We start from the raw sequence: 19,448 nt of genomic DNA on the forward strand, positions 1-19,448 counted from the left end.
CGCGTCGATCTGGTCATACGCCTTGAACTCGCCGAAGAACTTCGTGATTGCTGCCGTCAGCGACGTCTTGCCATGGTCAACGTGACCGATCGTGCCAATGTTGACGTGCGGCTTCGTCCGCTCAAACTTGCTCTTTGCCATTAGTGGCTCTCCATTCTTGTCCCGTGACGGGAATAATCTTCAAAATTCGGTGGGGCGTACCCCGATCACTTCTGACCGGAGTACTTTGCCTGGATTTCCTGCGCCACGTTCGACGGAACCGGCGAATAGTGATCGAACGTCATCGAGTACTGAGCGCGACCCTGCGACATGGAGCGCAGGTTATCGACGTACTTGAACATGTTCGCGAGCGGAACATGCGCGTTGATGACGACGGCGATACCACGGCTTTCCTGGCCCTGGATCTGACCACGACGGGAGTTCAGGTCGCCGATAACGTCGCCGACATAGTCTTCCGGCGTTACGACTTCGACCTTCATCATCGGCTCGAGAAGCTGTGCACCAGCCTTCTTGGCTGCTTCACGGAAGCAGGCACGCGATGCGATTTCGAAGGCGAGAACCGACGAGTCAACATCGTGGAATGCACCGTCGACCAGCGTAGCCTTGACGCCGAGCATCGGGAAGCCAGCCAGCGGACCGGAAGACAGAACGCTTTCGATACCCTTCTGAACGCCCGGGATGTATTCCTTCGGAACAGCACCACCGACGATCTTCGACTCGAACTTGAAGTCTTCGCCTTCGGGGTTCGGTTCGAAGATGATCTTCACGCGAGCGAACTGACCGGTACCACCGGACTGCTTCTTGTGCGTGTAGTCTTCTTCGTGCTGACGCGTGATCGTTTCACGGTAGGCAACCTGCGGAGCACCGACGGTTGCTTCAACCTTGAACTCGCGACGCATACGGTCAACGATGATGTCGAGGTGAAGTTCGCCCATGCCGGCAATGATGGTCTGGCCGGATTCGTCGTCGGTCTTGACACGGAAGGACGGATCTTCTGCAGCCAGACGGTTGAGCGCGAGGCCCATCTTTTCCTGGTCGCCCTTGGTCTTCGGCTCGATCGCGATCTGGATGACCGGCTCGGGGAATTCCATGCGCTCGAGGATAACCGGCTTCAGCGGATCGCAGAGCGTATCGCCAGTGGTGGTTTCCTTGAGACCAGCCAGAGCAACGATGTCGCCTGCATAGGCTTCTTCGATGTCTTCACGGCTGTTGGAGTGCATCTGAAGCATACGGCCGACGCGCTCGCGCTTGTCCTTGACCGTATTCATGACAGACGTGCCCTTTTCGAGCTTGCCCGAGTAGATGCGTGCGAAAGTGAGCGAACCAACGAAGGGGTCGTTCATGATCTTGAACGCGAGCATGGAAAGCGGCTCGGAATCGTCAGCGTGACGCTCGATTTCGGCTTCCGTCTTGGCGTCGATGCCCTTGATCGCCGGGATGTCCAGCGGCGAAGGCAGATAGTCGACAACGGCGTCGAGGAGCGGCTGAACGCCCTTGTTCTTGAACGCGGTACCGCAGAACATCGGGTGGAACTTCACGTCGATGGTGCCGCGGCGAACGAGTTCACGAATCTTGTCGTTGTCCGGGTAGTTGCCTTCGAGGTAGGCTTCCATCGCTTCTTCGTCGATCTCGACAACCGTCTCGATCAGCTTTTCGCGATATTCTTCAGCCTTGGCCTTCATGTCCTCGGGGATCTCGACGACGTCCCACTGGGCGCCGAGCGACTCGTCGCGCCATACGAGAGCATTCATCTCGATCAGGTCGATAACGCCCTTGAACTCGGTCTCAGCGCCGATCGGCAGCTGCATGACAACGGCAGTGGCGCCGAGACGGGTCTTGATCATTTCTACCGAGCGGTAGAAGTCAGCACCGGTCTTGTCCATCTTGTTGCAGAAGATCATGCGCGGAACATGATACTTCTCAGCCTGACGCCAGACGGTTTCCGTCTGCGGCTCAACACCGGCGTTGGCGTCGAGCAGCGCGATGGCGCCGTCGAGAACGCGCAGCGAACGCTCGACTTCGATGGTGAAGTCAACGTGGCCGGGGGTGTCGATGATGTTGAAGCGGCGGGTCTTGCCGTCACGGCCCTTCCAGAAGGTCGTGGTCGCAGCGGACGTGATGGTGATACCACGCTCCTGCTCCTGCTCCATCCAGTCCATCGTGGCTGCGCCATCGTGAACTTCGCCGATCTTGTGCGACTTACCGGTGTAATAGAGAATACGCTCGGTGGTGGTCGTCTTGCCGGCGTCGATATGCGCCATGATACCGAAATTGCGGTAGTCTTCGATTTTATATTCGCGAGCCATAATGGACTGCCTTTCGATATGCGATCGGTTAAGATTACCAGCGGTAATGCGAGAATGCGCGGTTAGCGTCGGCCATCTTGTGCGTGTCTTCACGCTTCTTGACGGCGGAGCCGCGGTTGTTCGCAGCGTCCATGAGTTCGCCGGAGAGGCGATCGATCATGGTCGTTTCGTTGCGCTTGCGCGCAGCGGTGATCAACCAGCGGATTGCGAGGGCCTGGCGACGCTCGGGACGAACATCAACCGGAACCTGGTATGTCGCACCACCAACGCGGCGCGAACGCACTTCAACATGCGGCGCAACATTGTCGAGGGCCGAATGGAACACGGCGAGCGGCTCCTGCTTCGTCTTGCCCTGAACGACGTCGAACGCGCCGTAAACGATGCTTTCTGCTACCGACTTCTTGCCGTGAAGCATGATGGCGTTCATGAACTTGGTGACGACCAGATCACCGAACTTCGGATCCGGGTTGATCTCACGCTTTTCTGCACTATGGCGACGGGACATACTTTTTGTCTCTCAATGTTATTGACGCTATACCACGCGGAGAACCTCGCGCAGCGCCGAATTGTTGTTGCCGAAATTACTTCGGACGCTTCGCACCGTACTTCGAACGGCGCTGCTTGCGGTTCTTGACGCCCTGGGTATCGAGAACACCGCGGATGATGTGGTAACGAACGCCCGGCAAGTCCTTCACACGGCCGCCGCGGATCATGACGACAGAGTGTTCCTGAAGGTTGTGACCTTCGCCAGGAATGTAGCCGATGACTTCGAAGCCGTTGGTGAGGCGGATCTTGGCAACCTTACGCAGAGCCGAGTTCGGCTTCTTCGGGGTCGTCGTGTAAACGCGGGTGCAAACACCACGCTTCTGCGGGTTTTCCTGCAGGGCAGGAACCTTGTTGCGCTTTACCTGTGCCTGGCGAGGCTTGCGGATCAGCTGGTTTACGGTAGGCATATAACCATCCCTTGCAAAAACTACTTTAGCCACCCTCACGGGTGGCGGCTATGCCGTTGCCGGCGACGATGCACGCATATATCCTCATGCGCAAAACGTGGCCCGATCCGGTTTCACGGATGGACCACCAAGAGCAGAGGACACCGGATGAGGCGTCTTGCGTGCAACATTCGTGTCTTCTACGTGCAATGGAGACCCGTTTGAGATGATGTTCGGGAAAAAGCTTACCGAACGGCCAGCACCCACAGAGGCTCCGATGGCGGGCGTACTACTGTTTTAGCCAGCTTTCGTCAAGGGTGAATCCGCATTTTGCGCCCGCCCCCGGGGCCACGAACGCCACCGCAACGCCATTTCCCCCTCCCTATACCATAAGTCGGCATCAACGGCAGCGATTTTAACCTCCGGCCTTTGGCTTTTCATAAAATCCGTCTATTGATTCCCTCAGGCTGGCCGGACATGGCCGCGCCGCGGGCGGAACCGATTCCCCCTGCCCTGATGACAGCAACGAAAGATCAAGGAACCGCGTCATGAGCACCCTCCCCGACAACGACAACGGACGCGACGAGCCGATGGTCTTCATCGTCATCGGCAAGGCTTACGAAACCGACAACTCCGAGGGTATCGACATTCACGTCATCCTCAGGGCGCCGGATGACGACACAGCCGTTCGCGAAACGCTGAACGCGCTTTCCGAGGAAGGCTTCATCGAAGCCGATCTCGACCAGATCGGCATGCTGACCGAAATTCCCGATGAAGAGCCGCACGCCTCGGCCTATCAGGGCGCGCTCGAAGGCGAAGTCGCCATCATCCGCTTCGCCTGAAGAGCCTTGGCCATGGCGGTCAGACGTGTCGTCGCCAACATCGCTACCTCCGACCCCGCGCTGGCGCAGGTCTTTTATGGCGATATCCTCGGCATGCCGGTCGCCATGGATCACGGCTGGATCGTCACCCATGCCAGCCCGCTCAAGGCGCCGGCGCAGCTAAGCTTTGCGCGCGAAGGCGGTTCCGGCACAGATGTGCCGGACTTCTCCATAGAAGTCGACAATTTCGACGAGGTCCGCAACCGGATCGTCGCAGCCGGACTGCCGATAGAATACGGCCCCACCGTCGAGTCCTGGGGCGTACGTCGCCTGTTCGTACGCGACCCTTTTGGAAAGCTTGTCAATATATTAAGTCACTTATAGAATATGTAGTCTGAATAATAGTATTGATTCTTAAAAGATTGAATGCCGCGCAAACATAGGCTTAGAATAGTTCCGACGCAAAATTTCGGGGTCGGGTTGGATACTTTATCGTCGTCAGACATTATCGATGACATTTATGAAGCGGCGCTTTTTCCCGACCGCTGGTCGCAGGTTCTGGCAAATGCCGGCGGCCGCCTCGGTTTCTGGGGCGGCGCCATCACCTGGGGCAAGGGGGAAGACCAGGCCTGGCTGCACACGCCCAACTTTCAAGAACTGATGAAGGACTACATGGCGGGAGGCTGGAATCACCGCAATGATCGCCTTACGCGTACTGCCCGTGAAGGCCGGTTCGCCTTCGTGCAGGATTTCGACGTCTTCACCCCTGATGAATGGGCCGAACTGCCGATCGTCCGTGAGTTCCTCAGGCCCCGCGGCCTGGGCTATGGTGCGACGACACAGGTCGCGCCGCCCGGCCATCCGGAGATGACAGTGCTGTTTGAACACAGGCTGGAAGCTGGCATAATCCGGCCTGATACGATGGCTGCGCTCGCCGGACTGAGGCCACATATCGCCCGTAGCCTTGCGCTCGCAACGCGGCTGCAACGGCAGAAAGCCGACGCGATGACCTTCGGCCTCAATGCCATTGGCGCTCCGGCAGCCGTGCTGCAGGCAAACGGCCTCATTCTCTCGGCCAACGATCTCTTCCTGTCATTGCAGAAATGTTTCGCCGCCCCCACACGCGACAGTATTGCCATTGCTGACGAGAGGGTGAACCGGCTCCTATACAAAGCGCTGGCCGGGCACGATGCCGGTTCTTTCCCTCTCCCCGCTGGTGAAGATAGACCCTGCATTCTTCACGTCATACCGCTGCGCAAGACGGCGCTCGACTTATCTCCGAAAGGCAACGCCATCGTGCTCATATCGCAGCCCACCGGCACCATTGCCGACGCAAGCGCGTTATTGAAGGGGCTATACGACCTCACAAGAGGCGAGGCACGCGTGGCTTTGGAAATCATGAAAGGACTTTCGCTACCGGCAGTGGCGAAGCAATTGCAGATTTCCCATGAAACGGTGCGCAGCAACGCAAAGTCGATCTATGCCAAGACCGGCAGCGCAGGCCAGACCGATCTTGTTCGGCGCCTCTCTGTCCTGACCCGCTACAACATCCGGAAACAGGACTAGCCCTGTCGCATATTCAGGAATGCCGGGCGACGGTGGAGGCGCCCGGCCTCTGTCCATACAAACAAAAACGCCCGGATTGCTCCGGGCGTTTTGCTTTGAACTTTGGGGGGGCTCCACAAAGCCCCTGCCCTGTCTGACCTTACTCGGCAGCCGGAGCCTGGTCCGTCATGTCCTGCAGCATCTGGTTTGCAGAACCTGCACCGGTACCCTTGCGGCGTTCCTCGAGAATGAGGTCGTCGCGCGAGGTGGCGATGCGGCGGATCTGCGTCATGGTGCCGCCGGTACCGGCCGGGATGAGACGGCCGACAATGACGTTTTCCTTGAGGCCCTGCAGCGTGTCCGTCTTGCCGGCAATCGCAGCTTCCGTGAGAACCTTGGTGGTTTCCTGGAAGGATGCGGCCGAGATGAAGGACGGCGTCTGCAGCGAAGCCTTGGTGATGCCGAGCAGAACCGGCTCGCCATAGGCAGGCTTCTTGCCTTCTTCGATCAGGCGGTCGTTGTTGTCATCGAGCTCGATGCGATCAACGTTGTCACCCACGATGTACTGGCTATCGCCAGCATCGGTGATTTCAACCTTCTGCAGCATCTGGCGAACGATCACCTCGATGTGCTTGTCGTTGATCACAACGCCCTGCAGACGGTAGACTTCCTGGATTTCGTTCACGAGGTAGGAAGCCAGAGCCTCCACGCCCTTGATCGCCAGAATGTCGTGCGGCGCCGGGTTACCGTCGAGGATGTATTCACCCTTTTCGATATAGTCGCCTTCCTGAAGGTGGAAGGGCTTGCCCTTCGGGATCAGGTATTCGACCGGCTCGACGCCGTCTTCCGCAGGCTCGATCATCACGCGGCGCTTGTTCTTGTAGTCGCGGCCGAGGCGGATCGTACCATCGATCTCTGCGATGATGGCGTGATCCTTCGGACGACGGGCTTCGAACAGTTCCGCAACGCGCGGCAGACCACCGGTGATGTCCTTCGTCTTGGCGCTTTCCAGCGGCGAACGTGCAAGCACGTCACCCTGGGAGACCTTCGCACCCGGCTCGACCGACAGGATGGCGTCGACCGAGAGCTGGAAGCGGGCTTCGCCACCACGGGCAAGCTTCGCAACAGCGCCGGACGCGTCCTTGATGACGATCGCAGGCTTGAGATCCGAACCGCGCGGCGTCGAACGCCAGTCAATGACCTGACGCTTGGTGATGCCGGTGGATTCGTCGGTTGCTTCCAGAACGGAGAGACCGTCGACGAGGTCTTCGAAGTGAACGGTACCTTCCACTTCCGTCATCATCGGACGGGTGTAGGGGTCCCACTCTGCAAGACGCTGGCCACGCTTTACCTTGTCGCCATCATCAACGAAGATCTTCGAACCGTAAGCCACACGCTGTGTGGAACGTTCCGCGCCGCGCTCATCAAGGATCGTAACGGACATGTTACGGCCCATGGCGATGAGAACGCCTTCGGAGTTCCGCAGGATGTTGCGGTTCTTGATCTGGATCGTGCCTTCATAAGACGCTTCGAGGAACGACTGATCGACCACGTTTGCCGTGCCACCAAGGTGGAACGTACGCATGGTGAGCTGCGTGCCAGGTTCACCGATCGACTGAGCGGCGATAACGCCAACGGCTTCGCCCATGTTGACAGGCGTACCGCGTGCAAGGTCACGACCGTAGCAGACGCCGCAGACACCAACCTGCACTTCGCAGGTGAGCGCCGAGCGGATGCGAACGGACTGGATGCCAGCCTTCTCGATGGCAGCCACGTCGGCTTCGTCGATCAGCGTGCCAGCCTTGACGATGTTCTCGCCGGTGACCGGGTTGTCGATGTCATCGAGAGCCGTACGACCGAGGATACGCGCGCCGAGCGAAGCAACCACCTGACCGGCATCAACGATGGCAGTCATGGTGAGGCCCTTGTCGGTGCCGCAATCCCTGGAGTTGACGATGCAATCCTGCGCGACGTCGACGAGACGACGGGTCAGGTAACCCGAGTTCGCGGTCTTCAGGGCGGTGTCTGCGAGACCCTTACGGGCACCGTGGGTCGAGTTGAAGTACTCGTTAACGGTCAGGCCTTCCTTGAAGTTCGAGATGATCGGCGTCTCGATGATTTCACCCGATGGCTTCGCCATCAGGCCGCGCATGCCGCCCAGCTGACGCATCTGGTTCGGAGAACCACGAGCACCCGAGTGAGACATCATGTAGATGGAGTTCATCGGCTTCTGGCGGCCCGTTTCCGGATCGAACTCGACAGCCTTGATGCGTGCCATCATCTCTTCGGCGACCTTTTCGGTTGCCTTGCCCCAGGCGTCGACAACCTTGTTGTACTTTTCGCCCTGGGTGATGAGACCGTCATTGTACTGCTGTTCGTATTCCTTCACGAGAGCTTCGGTGTCGCCAACGATCTTCACCTTGCTGTCAGGAATGACCATGTCGTCCTTGCCGAACGAAATGCCGGCGCGGCAGGCATGGGCAAAGCCGAGCTGCATGATGCGGTCACAGAAGATGACCGTGTCTTTCTGGCCGCAATGACGGTAGACCGTGTCGATCATCTTGGAGATGTTCTTCTTGGTCATTTCCTGGTTGCAGACGTCGAAAGGCACGTTGACGTTCTTCGGCAGAAGCTCGCCAATCAGCATACGGCCGGGGGTCGTCTCATGGATCTTCGAAACCGGCTTGCCATCGGCATCCACGGTCTTGAAGCGACCACGGATCTTGGCATGCAGCGTCACGACCTTGTTTTCAAGCGCGTGATGCAGCTCACCGATGTCGGAGAAGGCCATGCCTTCGCCCGGCTCGTTCTGGTTCATGATCGACAGGTAATACAGGCCGAGAACCATGTCCTGCGAGGGAACGATGATCGGGTGGCCGTTTGCCGGATGCAGGATGTTGTTGGTCGACATCATCAGCACGCGCGCTTCCAGCTGGGCTTCCAGCGAAAGCGGAACGTGAACAGCCATCTGGTCACCGTCGAAGTCGGCGTTGAAGGCCGTGCAGACGAGCGGGTGCAGCTGGATGGCCTTGCCTTCGACCAGCATGGGTTCGAAAGCCTGGATACCCAGACGGTGCAGCGTCGGTGCGCGGTTCAGCAGAACCGGATGCTCGCGGATGACCTCGTCGAGGATATCCCAGACTTCAGGCTTTTCCTTTTCAACCAGCTTCTTGGCCTGCTTGACGGTCGAGGAATAACCCTTGGCGTCAAGACGGGCGTAGATGAACGGCTTGAACAGTTCGAGCGCCATCTTCTTCGGCAGACCGCACTGGTGCAGCTTCAGTTCGGGACCGGTCACGATGACCGAACGGCCGGAATAGTCGACGCGCTTGCCGAGAAGGTTCTGGCGGAAGCGGCCCTGCTTGCCCTTGAGCATGTCGGAGAGCGACTTCAGCGGACGCTTGTTGGCACCCGTGATGACGCGACCGCGACGGCCGTTGTCGAACAGCGCATCGACGGATTCCTGCAACATACGCTTTTCGTTGCGGATGATGATGCCAGGCGCACGAAGCTCGATCAGGCGCTTCAGACGGTTGTTACGGTTGATGACGCGGCGATAGAGATCGTTGAGGTCGGACGTCGCAAAACGGCCGCCATCCAGCGGAACCAGCGGACGCAGGTCCGGCGGAATGACCGGAACGACCTTCATGATCATCCATTCAGGACGGTTGCCCGATTCCATGAAGTTCTCGACGATCTTCAGGCGCTTCATCAGCTTCTTCTGCTTGAGATCCGACGTGGTCTCAGCAAGTTCGGCACGCAGGTCGCCGGCGATCTTTTCGAGGTTCATCGAAGCCAGCATCTCATAGATGGCTTCAGCGCCGATCATGGCGGTGAACTGGTCTTCGCCGAACTCGTCAACGGCGATCATGTACTCTTCTTCAGACAGAAGCTGGTTCTGCTTGAGCGAGGTGAGACCGGGTTCCGTGACAATGTAGTTCTCGAAATAGAGAACACGCTCGACATCCTTCAGCGTCATGTCGAGCAGGGTCGAGATACGCGAAGGAAGCGACTTCAGGAACCAGATGTGGGCAACCGGCGCTGCGAGCTCGATATGGCCCATGCGCTCACGGCGAACGCGCGACAGCGTGACTTCGACGCCGCACTTTTCGCAGATGATGCCCTTGTACTTCATGCGCTTGTACTTGCCGCACAGGCACTCATAGTCCTTGATCGGCCCGAAGATACGCGCGCAGAAAAGACCGTCACGCTCAGGCTTGAACGTACGGTAGTTGATGGTTTCCGGCTTCTTGATCTCGCCGTAGGACCACGACAGGATTTTTTCCGGCGAAGCGATCGAAATCCGGATGGAATCGAAATGCTGCGCAGGCACCTGAGGATTGAAAAGATTCATGACCTCTTGGTTCATGCCTTGTCTCCTTGAGAGGCTAGCTGCTGCCCCTGTTTGCATCTGGACCGGCTTCTTCCCGGGTCGCCGTCCAGAGCTTTAAATACGGATTAACCGCATAATGCGGCGAAAGTATCCCGAACCGCAAAGACCGCTCGGGAAACCGGCAGGCGCCCTCTCAGGCGCCCGCCTCTATCGTGTTTATTCCGCCGCGTCAGGCAGCTGGTCTTCGGGCTGGTTCTCGATCTTCGAGTTTTCCAGCTCGACGGACAGGCCGAGCGACCGCATTTCCTTGACGAGAACGTTGAAGCTCTCGGGGATACCGGCTTCGAAGGTGTCGTCGCCACGGACGATTGCTTCGTAAACCTTCGTGCGGCCAGCCACGTCGTCCGACTTGACGGTGAGCATTTCCTGCAGCGTGTAAGCCGCGCCGTATGCTTCCAGAGCCCAGACTTCCATTTCCCCGAAGCGCTGACCGCCGAACTGCGCCTTGCCGCCCAGCGGCTGCTGGGTAACGAGCGAGTAAGGACCGATCGAACGAGCGTGGATCTTGTCGTCGACAAGGTGGTTCAGCTTGATCATGTACATGTAGCCGACGGTGACCTTGCGGTCGAACGGCTCACCGGTACGGCCGTCGTAAAGAACGGACTGACCGGATTCATGCAGACCTGCCTTCTTCAGCATCGCGGCAACGTCAGGCTCATGTGCACCGTCGAAAACCGGAGTCGCGATGGAAACACCGCGCTTGGCTTCTTCGGCGAGCTTGACGAGCGAGTCGTCGTCAAAACGCTGAACCTCGTCATTGGCTTCAGACGCGTAGATTTCCGTCAGCTCGCTGCGAAGCTCGCTGATGTCCATCGTCTTGCGATACTCTTCGAGCATCTCGCCGATCTTCTTGCCCATGCCTGCGCATGCCCATGCGAGGTGGGTTTCGAGGATCTGGCCGACGTTCATGCGCGACGGCACGCCGAGCGGGTTCAAGCAGATGTCGACATGCGTGCCGTCTTCGAGGAACGGCATGTCCTCGACGGGAACGATACGCGAGACGACGCCCTTGTTACCGTGACGGCCGGCCATCTTGTCGCCCGGCTGGATCTTGCGCTTAACGGCAACGAAGACCTTGACCATCTTCATGACGCCCGGAGGCATTTCATCGCCGCGCTGGACCTTTTCGACCTTGTCCATGAAGCGCTGCTCAAGGCGCGACTTGGATTCGTCGTACTGGCCGCGAAGTGCTTCGATCTCAGCCTGGGCCTTTTCGTCCTCGACGGCGAACATCCACCACTGCGAGCGGGGATATTCGGAGACGACGGCGTTGGAGAGCTCGACGCCCTTCTTGAAGCCCTTCGGACCGGCAATCGAAACCTGGCCACGCAGCATGTCGATCAGACGGCCGTAGACGTTACGGTCGAGGATCGCCTGCTCGTCGTCACGGTCCTTCGCCAGACGCTCGATCTCTTCGCGCTCGATAGCCATCGCGCGCTCGTCCTTCTCCACACCGTGACGGTTGAAGACGCGGACTTCCACGACCGTACCGAACGTGCCCGGAGGCATGCGCATGGAGGTGTCGCGAACGTCGGAAGCCTTTTCACCGAAGATGGCGCGCAGAAGCTTTTCTTCCGGCGTCATCGGGCTTTCGCCCTTCGGCGTGATCTTGCCGACGAGGATGTCGCCCGGCTGAACTTCCGCACCGATGTAGACGATACCGGCTTCGTCGAGGTTCTTCAGCGCTTCTTCCGAAACGTTCGGAATATCGCGCGTGATTTCTTCCGGACCAAGCTTCGTGTCACGCGCCATCACTTCGAATTCTTCGATGTGGATGGAGGTGAACACGTCGTCGGAAACGATACGCTCCGACATCAGGATCGAGTCTTCGTAGTTGTAGCCATTCCAGGGCATGAACGCGACGAGCGCGTTACGGCCGAGAGCCAGGTCACCGAGGTCGGTCGACGGACCATCCGCGATGATGTCACCCTTGGAGATGATATCGCCGACGGACACCAGCGGACGCTGGTTGACGCAGGTGTTCTGGTTCGAACGCTGGAACTTCTGCAGACGGTAGATGTCAACGCCGGACTTGCCTGCATCGAGATCTTCCGTAGCGCGGATAACGATACGCGTCGCGTCGACCTGGTCGACGACACCGCCGCGGCGAGCCGCGATGGCAGCGCCGGAGTCACGCGCAACGATCGGTTCCATGCCGGTGCCCACAAAAGGCGCTTCCGCCCGCAGAAGCGGAACGGCCTGACGCTGCATGTTCGAGCCCATGAGAGCGCGGTTGGCGTCGTCGTTTTCCAGGAACGGAATGAGAGCCGCTGCGACCGAAACGAGCTGCTTCGGCGAAACGTCCATCAGGTTGATGTTGTCACGCGGTGCGAGCATAACTTCGCCCGAGTGACGGCAGACGACGAACTCTTCCGAGAAAGAACCGTCTTCATTGAGCGGCGCGTTGGCCTGCGCGACGTAATACTTCGCCTCTTCCATGGCGGAGAGGTAGATAACGTCGTTAGTGACCTTGCCGTCGGTGATCTTGCGGTACGGGCTCTCGATGAAGCCGTACTTGTTGACACGGGCAAAGGTTGCAAGCGAGTTGATCAGACCGATGTTCGGGCCTTCCGGCGTCTCGATCGGGCAAATACGGCCGTAGTGGGTCGGGTGAACGTCGCGGACTTCGAAGCCGGCGCGCTCGCGGGTCAGACCACCCGGTCCAAGAGCCGAAAGACGACGCTTGTGGGTGATTTCCGAAAGCGGGTTCACCTGGTCCATGAACTGCGACAGCTGCGAGGAACCGAAGAATTCGCGAACGGCAGCAGCTGCCGGCTTCGCATTGATCAGGTCCTGCGGCATCACGGTGTCGATTTCGATCGAGGACATACGTTCCTTGATCGCACGTTCCATGCGCAGAAGGCCCAGACGATACTGGTTTTCCATCAGTTCGCCGACAGAACGCACACGGCGGTTGCCGAGGTTGTCGATGTCGTCGATTTCGCCCTTGCCGTCGCGCAGTTCGACCAGCATCTTGACGACGGCGAGGATGTCTTCCTTGCGCAGCGTGCGCACGGTGTCTTCCGCGTCGAGGTCGAGGCGCATGTTCATCTTCACGCGACCAACGGCCGAAAGATCGTAACGCTCTGCATCGAAGAACAGCGAGTTGAACATCGCTTCCGCCGAATCCATGGTCGGCGGCTCACCCGGACGCATGACGCGGTAGATGTCGAACAGGGCTTCCTGGCGGTTCTCGTTCTTGTCGGCAGACAGTGTGTTGCGGATATAGGCGCCAACATTGACGTGGTCGATGTTGAGAACCGGAATCTCGTCAAAACCGGACTGCAGGATCAGACCGAGGGTCTTCTCGTCGATTTCGTCGCCGGCCTCGAGATAGATTTCACCCGTCTCGTAGTTGACGATGTCTTCGGCCAGATAGTTGCCGTAAAGGTCTTCGTCGGTCGCCTTCAGCGCCTTGAGGCCCTTTTCGGAGAGCTGGCGGATAAGGCGCGGCGTGAGCTTCTTGCCGGCCTCGACGACCACTTCGCCGGTATCGGCGTCGATCATGTCGGTGACGACCTTGGCGTTCTTCAGCGCTTCGGGCTGGAACGGAATACGCCAGCCGTCGCCGTCACGCTCATAGGAAGCCTTGGTGTAGAAGGTCGACAGAATGTCTTCGCCGTCCATGCCAAGCGCCATCAGCAGCGAGGTGACGGGAATCTTGCGGCGACGGTCGATACGCGCATAGACGATATCCTTGGCGTCGAACTCGATGTCGAGCCAGGAACCGCGATACGGAATGACACGGGCAGCAAAGAGCAGTTTGCCGGAAGAATGGCTCTTGCCCTTGTCGTGATCGAAGAACACGCCCGGCGAACGGTGCATCTGCGAAACGATGACGCGCTCGGTGCCGTTGACGATGAACGTGCCGTTATTGGTCATGAGCGGCATGTCGCCCATGTAGACGGACTGTTCCTTGATGTCCTTGATGGACTTCGCGCCCGTATCTTCATCGATATCGAACACGATGAGGCGCAGCGTCACCTTGAGCGGCGCTGCATAGGTCAGATCGCGCTGACGGCATTCTTCGACGTCGAACTTCGGCGCTTCGAATTCGTAGGATACGAATTCGAGCATGGAGGCGCCGGAAAAATCGGTGATCGGGAATACGGATTTGAAAACGGCATTCAATCCCTCGTCGGGACGGCCACCCTTGGGCTCGTCAACCATGAGAAACTGGTCGTACGAAGCCTTCTGAACCTCAATGAGGTTCGGCATTTCCGCTACTTCTGGAATTTTGCCGAAAAACTTGCGTACGCGCCTGCGACCGTTAAACGAAAGGGTCTGAGCCATCGTCGCTCCTTTAAAAATTGCATCCGGGCCTGCAACGGACGGGAACCGATGGCCAGTCGATCCCGTCAATCAATGGGTATCCTCAATCTCGTTCCACATCCCGGATCGATCAGGCCGGATTGCCTTGATGAGCCGGTTCGGAACCATTCTCTTGAAGAACCCATTACCCAAAAGCCATTTTCACGCGGCTTTTGGGTAATGAGTTTTAAAAACGATGACGACGGGAAGGGGCATTAAGCCCCTTCCCGCCAGCAATCGCAAGATTACTTAACGTCAACCTTGGCGCCTGCGTCTTCAAGCTTCTTCTTGAGATCAGCAGCTTCAGCCTTGGAAACGGCTTCCTTGACCGGCTTCGGAGCGCCTTCAACGAGGTCCTTGGCTTCCTTGAGGCCGAGGCCGGTGATGCCGCGAACTTCCTTGATGACGTTGATCTTGTTGGCGCCAGCGTCAACCAGGATAACGTCGAACTCGGTCTTTTCTTCTTCCGGAGCAGCAGCAGCAGCAGCGCCGCCAGCAGCAGCAACGGCTACCGGAGCAGCGGCGGAAACGCCCCACTTTTCTTCGAGAAGCTTGGACAGTTCTGCAGCTTCCAGAACGGTCAGCGAGGAGAGGTCTTCTACGATCTTTGCGAGATCAGCCATTTTGATAGTTCCTTTTGTTCAGTTCGAACCAGTTTGAATATTTACAGCGAAAAACCGCCTTAAGCGGCTTCGTCCTTCTTGGCGTAAGCCGAGAACACCCGAGCCAGCTGGCTTGCAGGTGCGGCGACAACCGTAGCGACGCGAGTTGCCGGGGCATTGAGAAGGCCCAGCAGCTTTGCGCGCAGCTCGTCCAGCGAAGGCAGGGTCGCGAGCGACTTGACTGCTTCGGCGTTGAGCGTGGTTGCGCCCATGGCACCGCCCAAAACAACGACCTTGTCGTTGGTCTTGGCGAAATCCATGACGACTTTCGGAGCGATCATCGGGTCAGTGCTGTATGCAATCAGCGTCTGTCCCTTGAAGAGATTGGTCATCCCTTCCGACTCCGTACCCTGAAGAGCGATCTTGGCCAGGCGGTTCTTCGCGACCTTGACGGTGCCTCCGGCAGCGCGCATCTTCGAACGGAAGTCGTTCATCTGCGCAACGGTGACACCAGCATAGTGGGCCACGACAACCGAACCGGAAGCCTTGAAGACTTCGTTCAGCTCCGTGACGAATTCGCGTTTTTCCGCTCTTTCCACTGTCTGTCTCCAGTAGACGGGGCCACATGATTGTGAACCCGTCGGGTTTGCCTTTGCCCCAAGGGACCTTTTTACAAAGATCCCGAGCGACGCTCGAGGATCCTGTCCCCCGCTCTGTCGCCGCAAACGGCTTCAGGCACAGGCACACCAGGTTCGAACCGGACAGTCAGGCATCGACAGATGCCTCAAATCCAGCCTCACCCGTCTCATGCAGGCTAAATGATTAAGGCCGGGCCCCGAAGGACATGGCCACCCGCAATCTCGGACAGGAGTTCCGGGTTTCCCCGGAAATCTCCGGCTCCTGGGAGCCGGAAATTCTTTTATTCACACTTCACTCCGGAAGCGCGAGAATTGATTAAGCCGTAACCGACGAAGGGTCGATCTTGACACCCGGACCCATGGTCGAGGAAATCGCGACGCGCTTGACATAGTTGCCCTTGGCGCCAGCCGGCTTTGCCTTGATGACCGCATCGGCGAAAGCCTTGATGTTTTCCTCAAGAGCCTTGGCGTCGAACGAAGCCTTGCCAACGCCAGCGTGCACGATACCGGCCTTTTCGACGCGGAATTCGACAGCGCCACCCTTGGATGCCTTGACAGCACCGGCAACGTCCATGGTCACGGTTCCGACCTTCGGGTTCGGCATCATGCCACGCGGGCCGAGTACCTTGCCGAGACGGCCGACGAGCGGCATCATGTCCGGGGTCGCGATGCAGCGATCGAAGTCGATCTTGCCGCCCTGAACGATTTCAACCAGTTCTTCCGCACCAACAACGTCAGCGCCGGCAGCCGTGGCTTCATCAGCCTTGGCGCCACGGGCGAAGACGGCGACGCGAACGTCACGGCCGGTGCCGTTCGGCAGGTTGACAACGCCACGAACCATCTGGTCCGCATGGCGCGGGTCAACGCCGAGGTTCATCGAAACTTCAACGGTTTCGTCGAACTTCGCGACTGCACGTTCCTTGACCATCGAAATGGCGTCGGTGAGAACGTAGAGCTTGTTCGGATCCACGCCTTCGCGGATCTTCTGAATGCGCTTTGCTACCTTGGCCATGATCAACCTACCACTTCCAGGCCCATGGCGCGGGCAGAGCCCTCAACCATTGCCATTGCGCCTTCGATGTCGGCTGCGTTCAGATCCTTCATCTTGGCTTCAGCGATCGACTTGACCTGAGCCTTGGTGATGGAGCCGACCTTGGCGCCCTTGCCAGGCGTCTTGGAACCGGAGGTGATCTTTGCTTCCTTCTTCAGCCAGTACGTCATCGGCGGCTGCTTCATGACGAAGGTGAAGGACTTGTCCTGGTAATAGGTGATGACGACCGGGATCGGCATACCCTTTTCCATTTCCTGCGTGGCGGCATTGAACGCCTTGCAGAATTCCATGATGTTAATGCCACGCTGACCAAGTGCCGGACCGATCGGCGGGGACGGATTGGCCGACCCAGCCTTTACCTGCAACTTGAGCTGGCCTGCAACTTTCTTAGCCATATCTCTCTGCCTTTCAATTCAAACCGGTTGCCCGGCTTCTCTTAAGCCGGATTTCTCCGGCGGCTGCGGTTGCGTGGTGCGGCGCCCTGCCCCGGCTTAAAGAGCCAGTTAGCCTTCCACGCGCTTGGGGCATCGCCCCGCCAATCAGACCTTCTCGACCTGATTGTATTCCAGCTCGACCGGCGTTGCGCGGCCGAAAATCGAAACTTCCACCTTCAGGCGCGAACGCTCTTCGTCCACGTCCTGAACCACGCCGTTGAACGACGCGAAAGGACCGTCGGAGACGCGAACCTGCTCGCCGATCTCGAACGAAACCGAAGACTTCGGACGCTCGACACCTTCCTGAACCTGACCAAGGATACGCTCGGCTTCGTAATCCGGAATCGGAACAGGCTTGCTGTCCGAACCGAGGAAACCGGTGACCTTCGGCGTGTTCTTGATGAGGTGATAAGCCTCATCCGTCAGGTTGGCGCGTACCAGCACGTAACCCGGAAAGAACTTGCGCTCGCTATCGACCTTGCGGCCGCGGCGCACCTCGACCACCTTTTCGGTCGGCACGAGGATTTTCTCGAAAAGATGGTCCAGACCCTTCTGACGGGCCTTTTCCTCGATCGACTCGGCGACCTTCTTTTCGAAATTCGAATATGCGTGAACGATATACCAGCGCGCTGCCATCTTTACTCTCCGTTCAATCCGTTACCGGCCGACGTTCAGCACAAGGCTGAGAATCCAGCCAATGAGCTGGTCAGCAGCAAAAAAGAACAGAGCCGCGAAAATGACCATCACCAGCACCATAGCCGTCGAAATCATGGTCTCGCGGCGCGACGGCCAAGTGATCTTTGACGCTTCGGCGCGAACCTGCTGCAGAAACGTAAACGGATTGGTTTTGGATGCCATTGACTGCCCACGCAATTACGGCGCGTAAAGCCGAACTAATCAGCCCCACGCACCGCGTGTCTGTTTTGACCCTACATAAACACCGATTCCACTTTTAACAAGAGGAAATCGACATTCGGCGAAATTCGCCGGTAAACCGGCCCCATCTGCCATGCAGCGAAAACCGCGCTTGCGAATGGAAAGTGGCAGGGGCAGAGGGGCTCGAACCCCCGACCTGCGGTTTTGGAGACCGCCGCTCTACCAACTGAGCTATACCCCTTAATCACCTGAACCGACCGCGAAATCGCTTGGCCAATTCGGTATGCGCTCCTTTAAGGTGCAGGGAAAAGAATGGCAAGTGTGTTTTTTGTTTTTTCCACTCTGCCCCCGAAAATCATGCACCCGTCAGGTTTTGACGTATTTCCGCCAGTCATGCTCTTCCTTGAAACCAAGGATCTCGCGAATCTTGCGGTTGGAGATCAATCCCTCATGCTCTCCGATCTCTCGGCGGAATTGCACCTGAGGGAAATATGTCCGGGCAAGCTCGCGCGTGGGGACCGTTGCCGTAGCTGTATCATTAACGGCATTGAAGACCTGATAACCGAGGCCATCCTTTTCGATGCAAAGATGGCAGATCTGGCCGAGATCACGTGCGTCGATGTAGCCCCAGGCGTTGCGTTTGCGTGTTTCCGGATGGGCAAAGAAATCGGGAAACTTCTCATACTCATGGGGTTCGATGACATTGCCGATTCGCAGCGCGTAAATGTCGTATCCGCTTCGCTCGGCAAAGGCCCGCGCGGTTCTTTCATTCACCACCTTCGACAGTCCGTAGGAATCCATCGGATCGACATCGTAGTCCTCTTCAAGCGGGAGGTGGTGAAAATCCTTCTCGCCCTCGGCGAAACAGACCCCGTATGTGGTCTCGCTCGATGCTATCACTACCTTTCGGATGCCAAGCTTTATCGCGGCCTCGATGACATTATAGGTTCCCATGGTGTTGATACGGAACGTCTCGTTGTCCGGCTTGATCAAAATGCGTGGAACCGCAGCAAAATGGATCACCGCATCAAAGGGCAGAACACCCTTCCCGCTTTCGAGCTCCGCGAAGTTCCGATGCACGGAAAGGGCATTAAAAACCTGCCCGCTGTCCGTGATATCGACGATGAGATTGGTCACGCCCGGCCTGTCGAGCGGAACGAGATCGATGTTGTGGACCTCATATCCCTTGTCGATGAGCCACGGGATCACATGCCGTCCGGCCTTGCCGGAACCACCGGTAAACAGAATGCGCTTCTTCATGATACTCCTCATCATCTCCCCAGCAATGAAGTAGCAGCCGGGACCGAGGAACGAAAGCTCCCATCCTCCAGGCGCGAGACACAAAAGAAAAAACCCCGCTGTCGCCAGCGGGGTTTTCGTCAAGCCTTTCAGGCCTTAAGATTACTCGACGATCGAGGCAACGATGCCGGCGCCGACGGTACGGCCGCCTTCGCGGATAGCGAAGCGCAGCTTTTCTTCCATCGCGATCGGAACGATCAGCTCGACGTCAACGGTGACGTTGTCGCCAGGCATAACCAT

Annotated in this window: 16 protein-coding genes, 1 tRNA gene and 1 pseudogene; 3 read left to right on the forward strand and 15 right to left on the reverse strand. The window is 58.1% G+C overall.

Annotation, left to right across the window (positions count from 1 at the left end):
• The 4 genes from K7A42_RS00245 to rpsL all read right to left on the reverse strand — a co-directional run.
• Nucleotides 1-141, reverse strand: a 141-nt coding sequence (locus K7A42_RS00245) for a GTP-binding protein (RefSeq protein ID WP_280995027.1), incomplete at its 3' end; no start/stop codon positions are given.
• A 65-nt stretch (nucleotides 142-206) separates the two neighbouring features.
• On the reverse strand, nucleotides 207-2,306 hold the full coding sequence (gene fusA, locus K7A42_RS00250) for an elongation factor G (RefSeq protein WP_004442619.1): 2,100 nt from the start codon (nucleotides 2,304-2,306) through the stop codon (nucleotides 207-209).
• Between the two features lie 34 nt (nucleotides 2,307-2,340).
• Nucleotides 2,341-2,811, reverse strand: a complete 471-nt coding sequence (gene rpsG, locus K7A42_RS00255; protein WP_004442621.1) for a 30S ribosomal protein S7 — start codon at nucleotides 2,809-2,811, stop codon at nucleotides 2,341-2,343.
• 76 nt (nucleotides 2,812-2,887) lie between these two features.
• Nucleotides 2,888-3,259: a 30S ribosomal protein S12 gene (rpsL, locus tag K7A42_RS00260; protein WP_003507760.1), complete on the reverse strand. Its 372-nt coding sequence runs from the start codon at nucleotides 3,257-3,259 to the stop codon at nucleotides 2,888-2,890.
• 527 nt (nucleotides 3,260-3,786) lie between these two features.
• On the opposite strand from rpsL, the gene K7A42_RS00265 reads away from it, so the two are divergent.
• From K7A42_RS00265 to K7A42_RS00275, 3 genes are all read left to right on the forward strand, one after another.
• Nucleotides 3,787-4,080 carry a hypothetical protein gene (locus K7A42_RS00265; protein WP_003523731.1) on the forward strand — a complete coding sequence of 98 codons (294 nt, stop codon included), beginning with the start codon at nucleotides 3,787-3,789 and terminating at the stop codon, nucleotides 4,078-4,080.
• Nucleotides 4,081-4,092: 12 nt separating this feature from the next.
• Nucleotides 4,093-4,443, forward strand: coding sequence for a VOC family protein (locus tag K7A42_RS00270; protein WP_022556536.1), 351 nt, complete (start codon nucleotides 4,093-4,095; stop codon nucleotides 4,441-4,443).
• Between the two features lie 96 nt (nucleotides 4,444-4,539).
• Nucleotides 4,540-5,625 (forward strand): helix-turn-helix transcriptional regulator, encoded by a 1,086-nt coding sequence (locus K7A42_RS00275; protein WP_034495656.1) that lies wholly within the window; start codon nucleotides 4,540-4,542, stop codon nucleotides 5,623-5,625.
• Between the two features lie 139 nt (nucleotides 5,626-5,764).
• Here K7A42_RS00275 and rpoC read toward each other — a convergent pair whose 3' ends face one another.
• The 11 genes and pseudogenes from rpoC to tuf form a co-directional block, all read right to left on the reverse strand.
• Complete coding sequence (rpoC, locus tag K7A42_RS00280; protein ID WP_004442633.1) at nucleotides 5,765-9,973, reverse strand: DNA-directed RNA polymerase subunit beta'; 4,209 nt, start codon at nucleotides 9,971-9,973, stop codon at nucleotides 5,765-5,767.
• Between the two features lie 180 nt (nucleotides 9,974-10,153).
• On the reverse strand, nucleotides 10,154-14,290 hold the full coding sequence (rpoB, locus tag K7A42_RS00285; RefSeq protein WP_022556539.1) for a DNA-directed RNA polymerase subunit beta: 4,137 nt from the start codon (nucleotides 14,288-14,290) through the stop codon (nucleotides 10,154-10,156).
• A gap of 263 nt (nucleotides 14,291-14,553) precedes the next feature.
• Entirely contained in the window at nucleotides 14,554-14,931 is a 378-nt protein-coding gene (gene rplL / locus K7A42_RS00290; protein ID WP_004442635.1) for a 50S ribosomal protein L7/L12, read from the reverse strand.
• Between the two features lie 59 nt (nucleotides 14,932-14,990).
• A complete protein-coding gene (gene rplJ / locus K7A42_RS00295; protein WP_004442637.1) occupies nucleotides 14,991-15,509 on the reverse strand; it encodes a 50S ribosomal protein L10 in 519 nt (172 codons plus the stop codon).
• A gap of 355 nt (nucleotides 15,510-15,864) precedes the next feature.
• A complete protein-coding gene (gene rplA, locus K7A42_RS00300; protein WP_003507704.1) occupies nucleotides 15,865-16,560 on the reverse strand; it encodes a 50S ribosomal protein L1 in 696 nt (231 codons plus the stop codon).
• A gap of 2 nt (nucleotides 16,561-16,562) precedes the next feature.
• Nucleotides 16,563-16,994 (reverse strand): 50S ribosomal protein L11, encoded by a 432-nt coding sequence (gene rplK, locus K7A42_RS00305; RefSeq protein ID WP_004442641.1) that lies wholly within the window; start codon nucleotides 16,992-16,994, stop codon nucleotides 16,563-16,565.
• Between the two features lie 144 nt (nucleotides 16,995-17,138).
• Nucleotides 17,139-17,669: a transcription termination/antitermination protein NusG gene (gene nusG, locus K7A42_RS00310; RefSeq protein WP_003523721.1), complete on the reverse strand. Its 531-nt coding sequence runs from the start codon at nucleotides 17,667-17,669 to the stop codon at nucleotides 17,139-17,141.
• Between the two features lie 21 nt (nucleotides 17,670-17,690).
• Entirely contained in the window at nucleotides 17,691-17,891 is a 201-nt protein-coding gene (gene secE / locus K7A42_RS00315) for a preprotein translocase subunit SecE (protein WP_004442643.1), read from the reverse strand.
• A gap of 183 nt (nucleotides 17,892-18,074) precedes the next feature.
• Nucleotides 18,075-18,150 (reverse strand) — tRNA-Trp (locus tag K7A42_RS00320).
• A 125-nt stretch (nucleotides 18,151-18,275) separates the two neighbouring features.
• A complete protein-coding gene (locus tag K7A42_RS00325; protein WP_282454652.1) occupies nucleotides 18,276-19,169 on the reverse strand; it encodes an NAD-dependent epimerase/dehydratase family protein in 894 nt (297 codons plus the stop codon).
• A 141-nt stretch (nucleotides 19,170-19,310) separates the two neighbouring features.
• Nucleotides 19,311-19,448, reverse strand: a pseudogene (gene tuf / locus K7A42_RS00330) (elongation factor Tu); the annotation flags it as partial.

This window comes from Agrobacterium sp. InxBP2 (assembly GCF_026191755.1).
Classification (GTDB): Bacteria; Pseudomonadota; Alphaproteobacteria; order Rhizobiales; family Rhizobiaceae; genus Agrobacterium; species Agrobacterium pusense.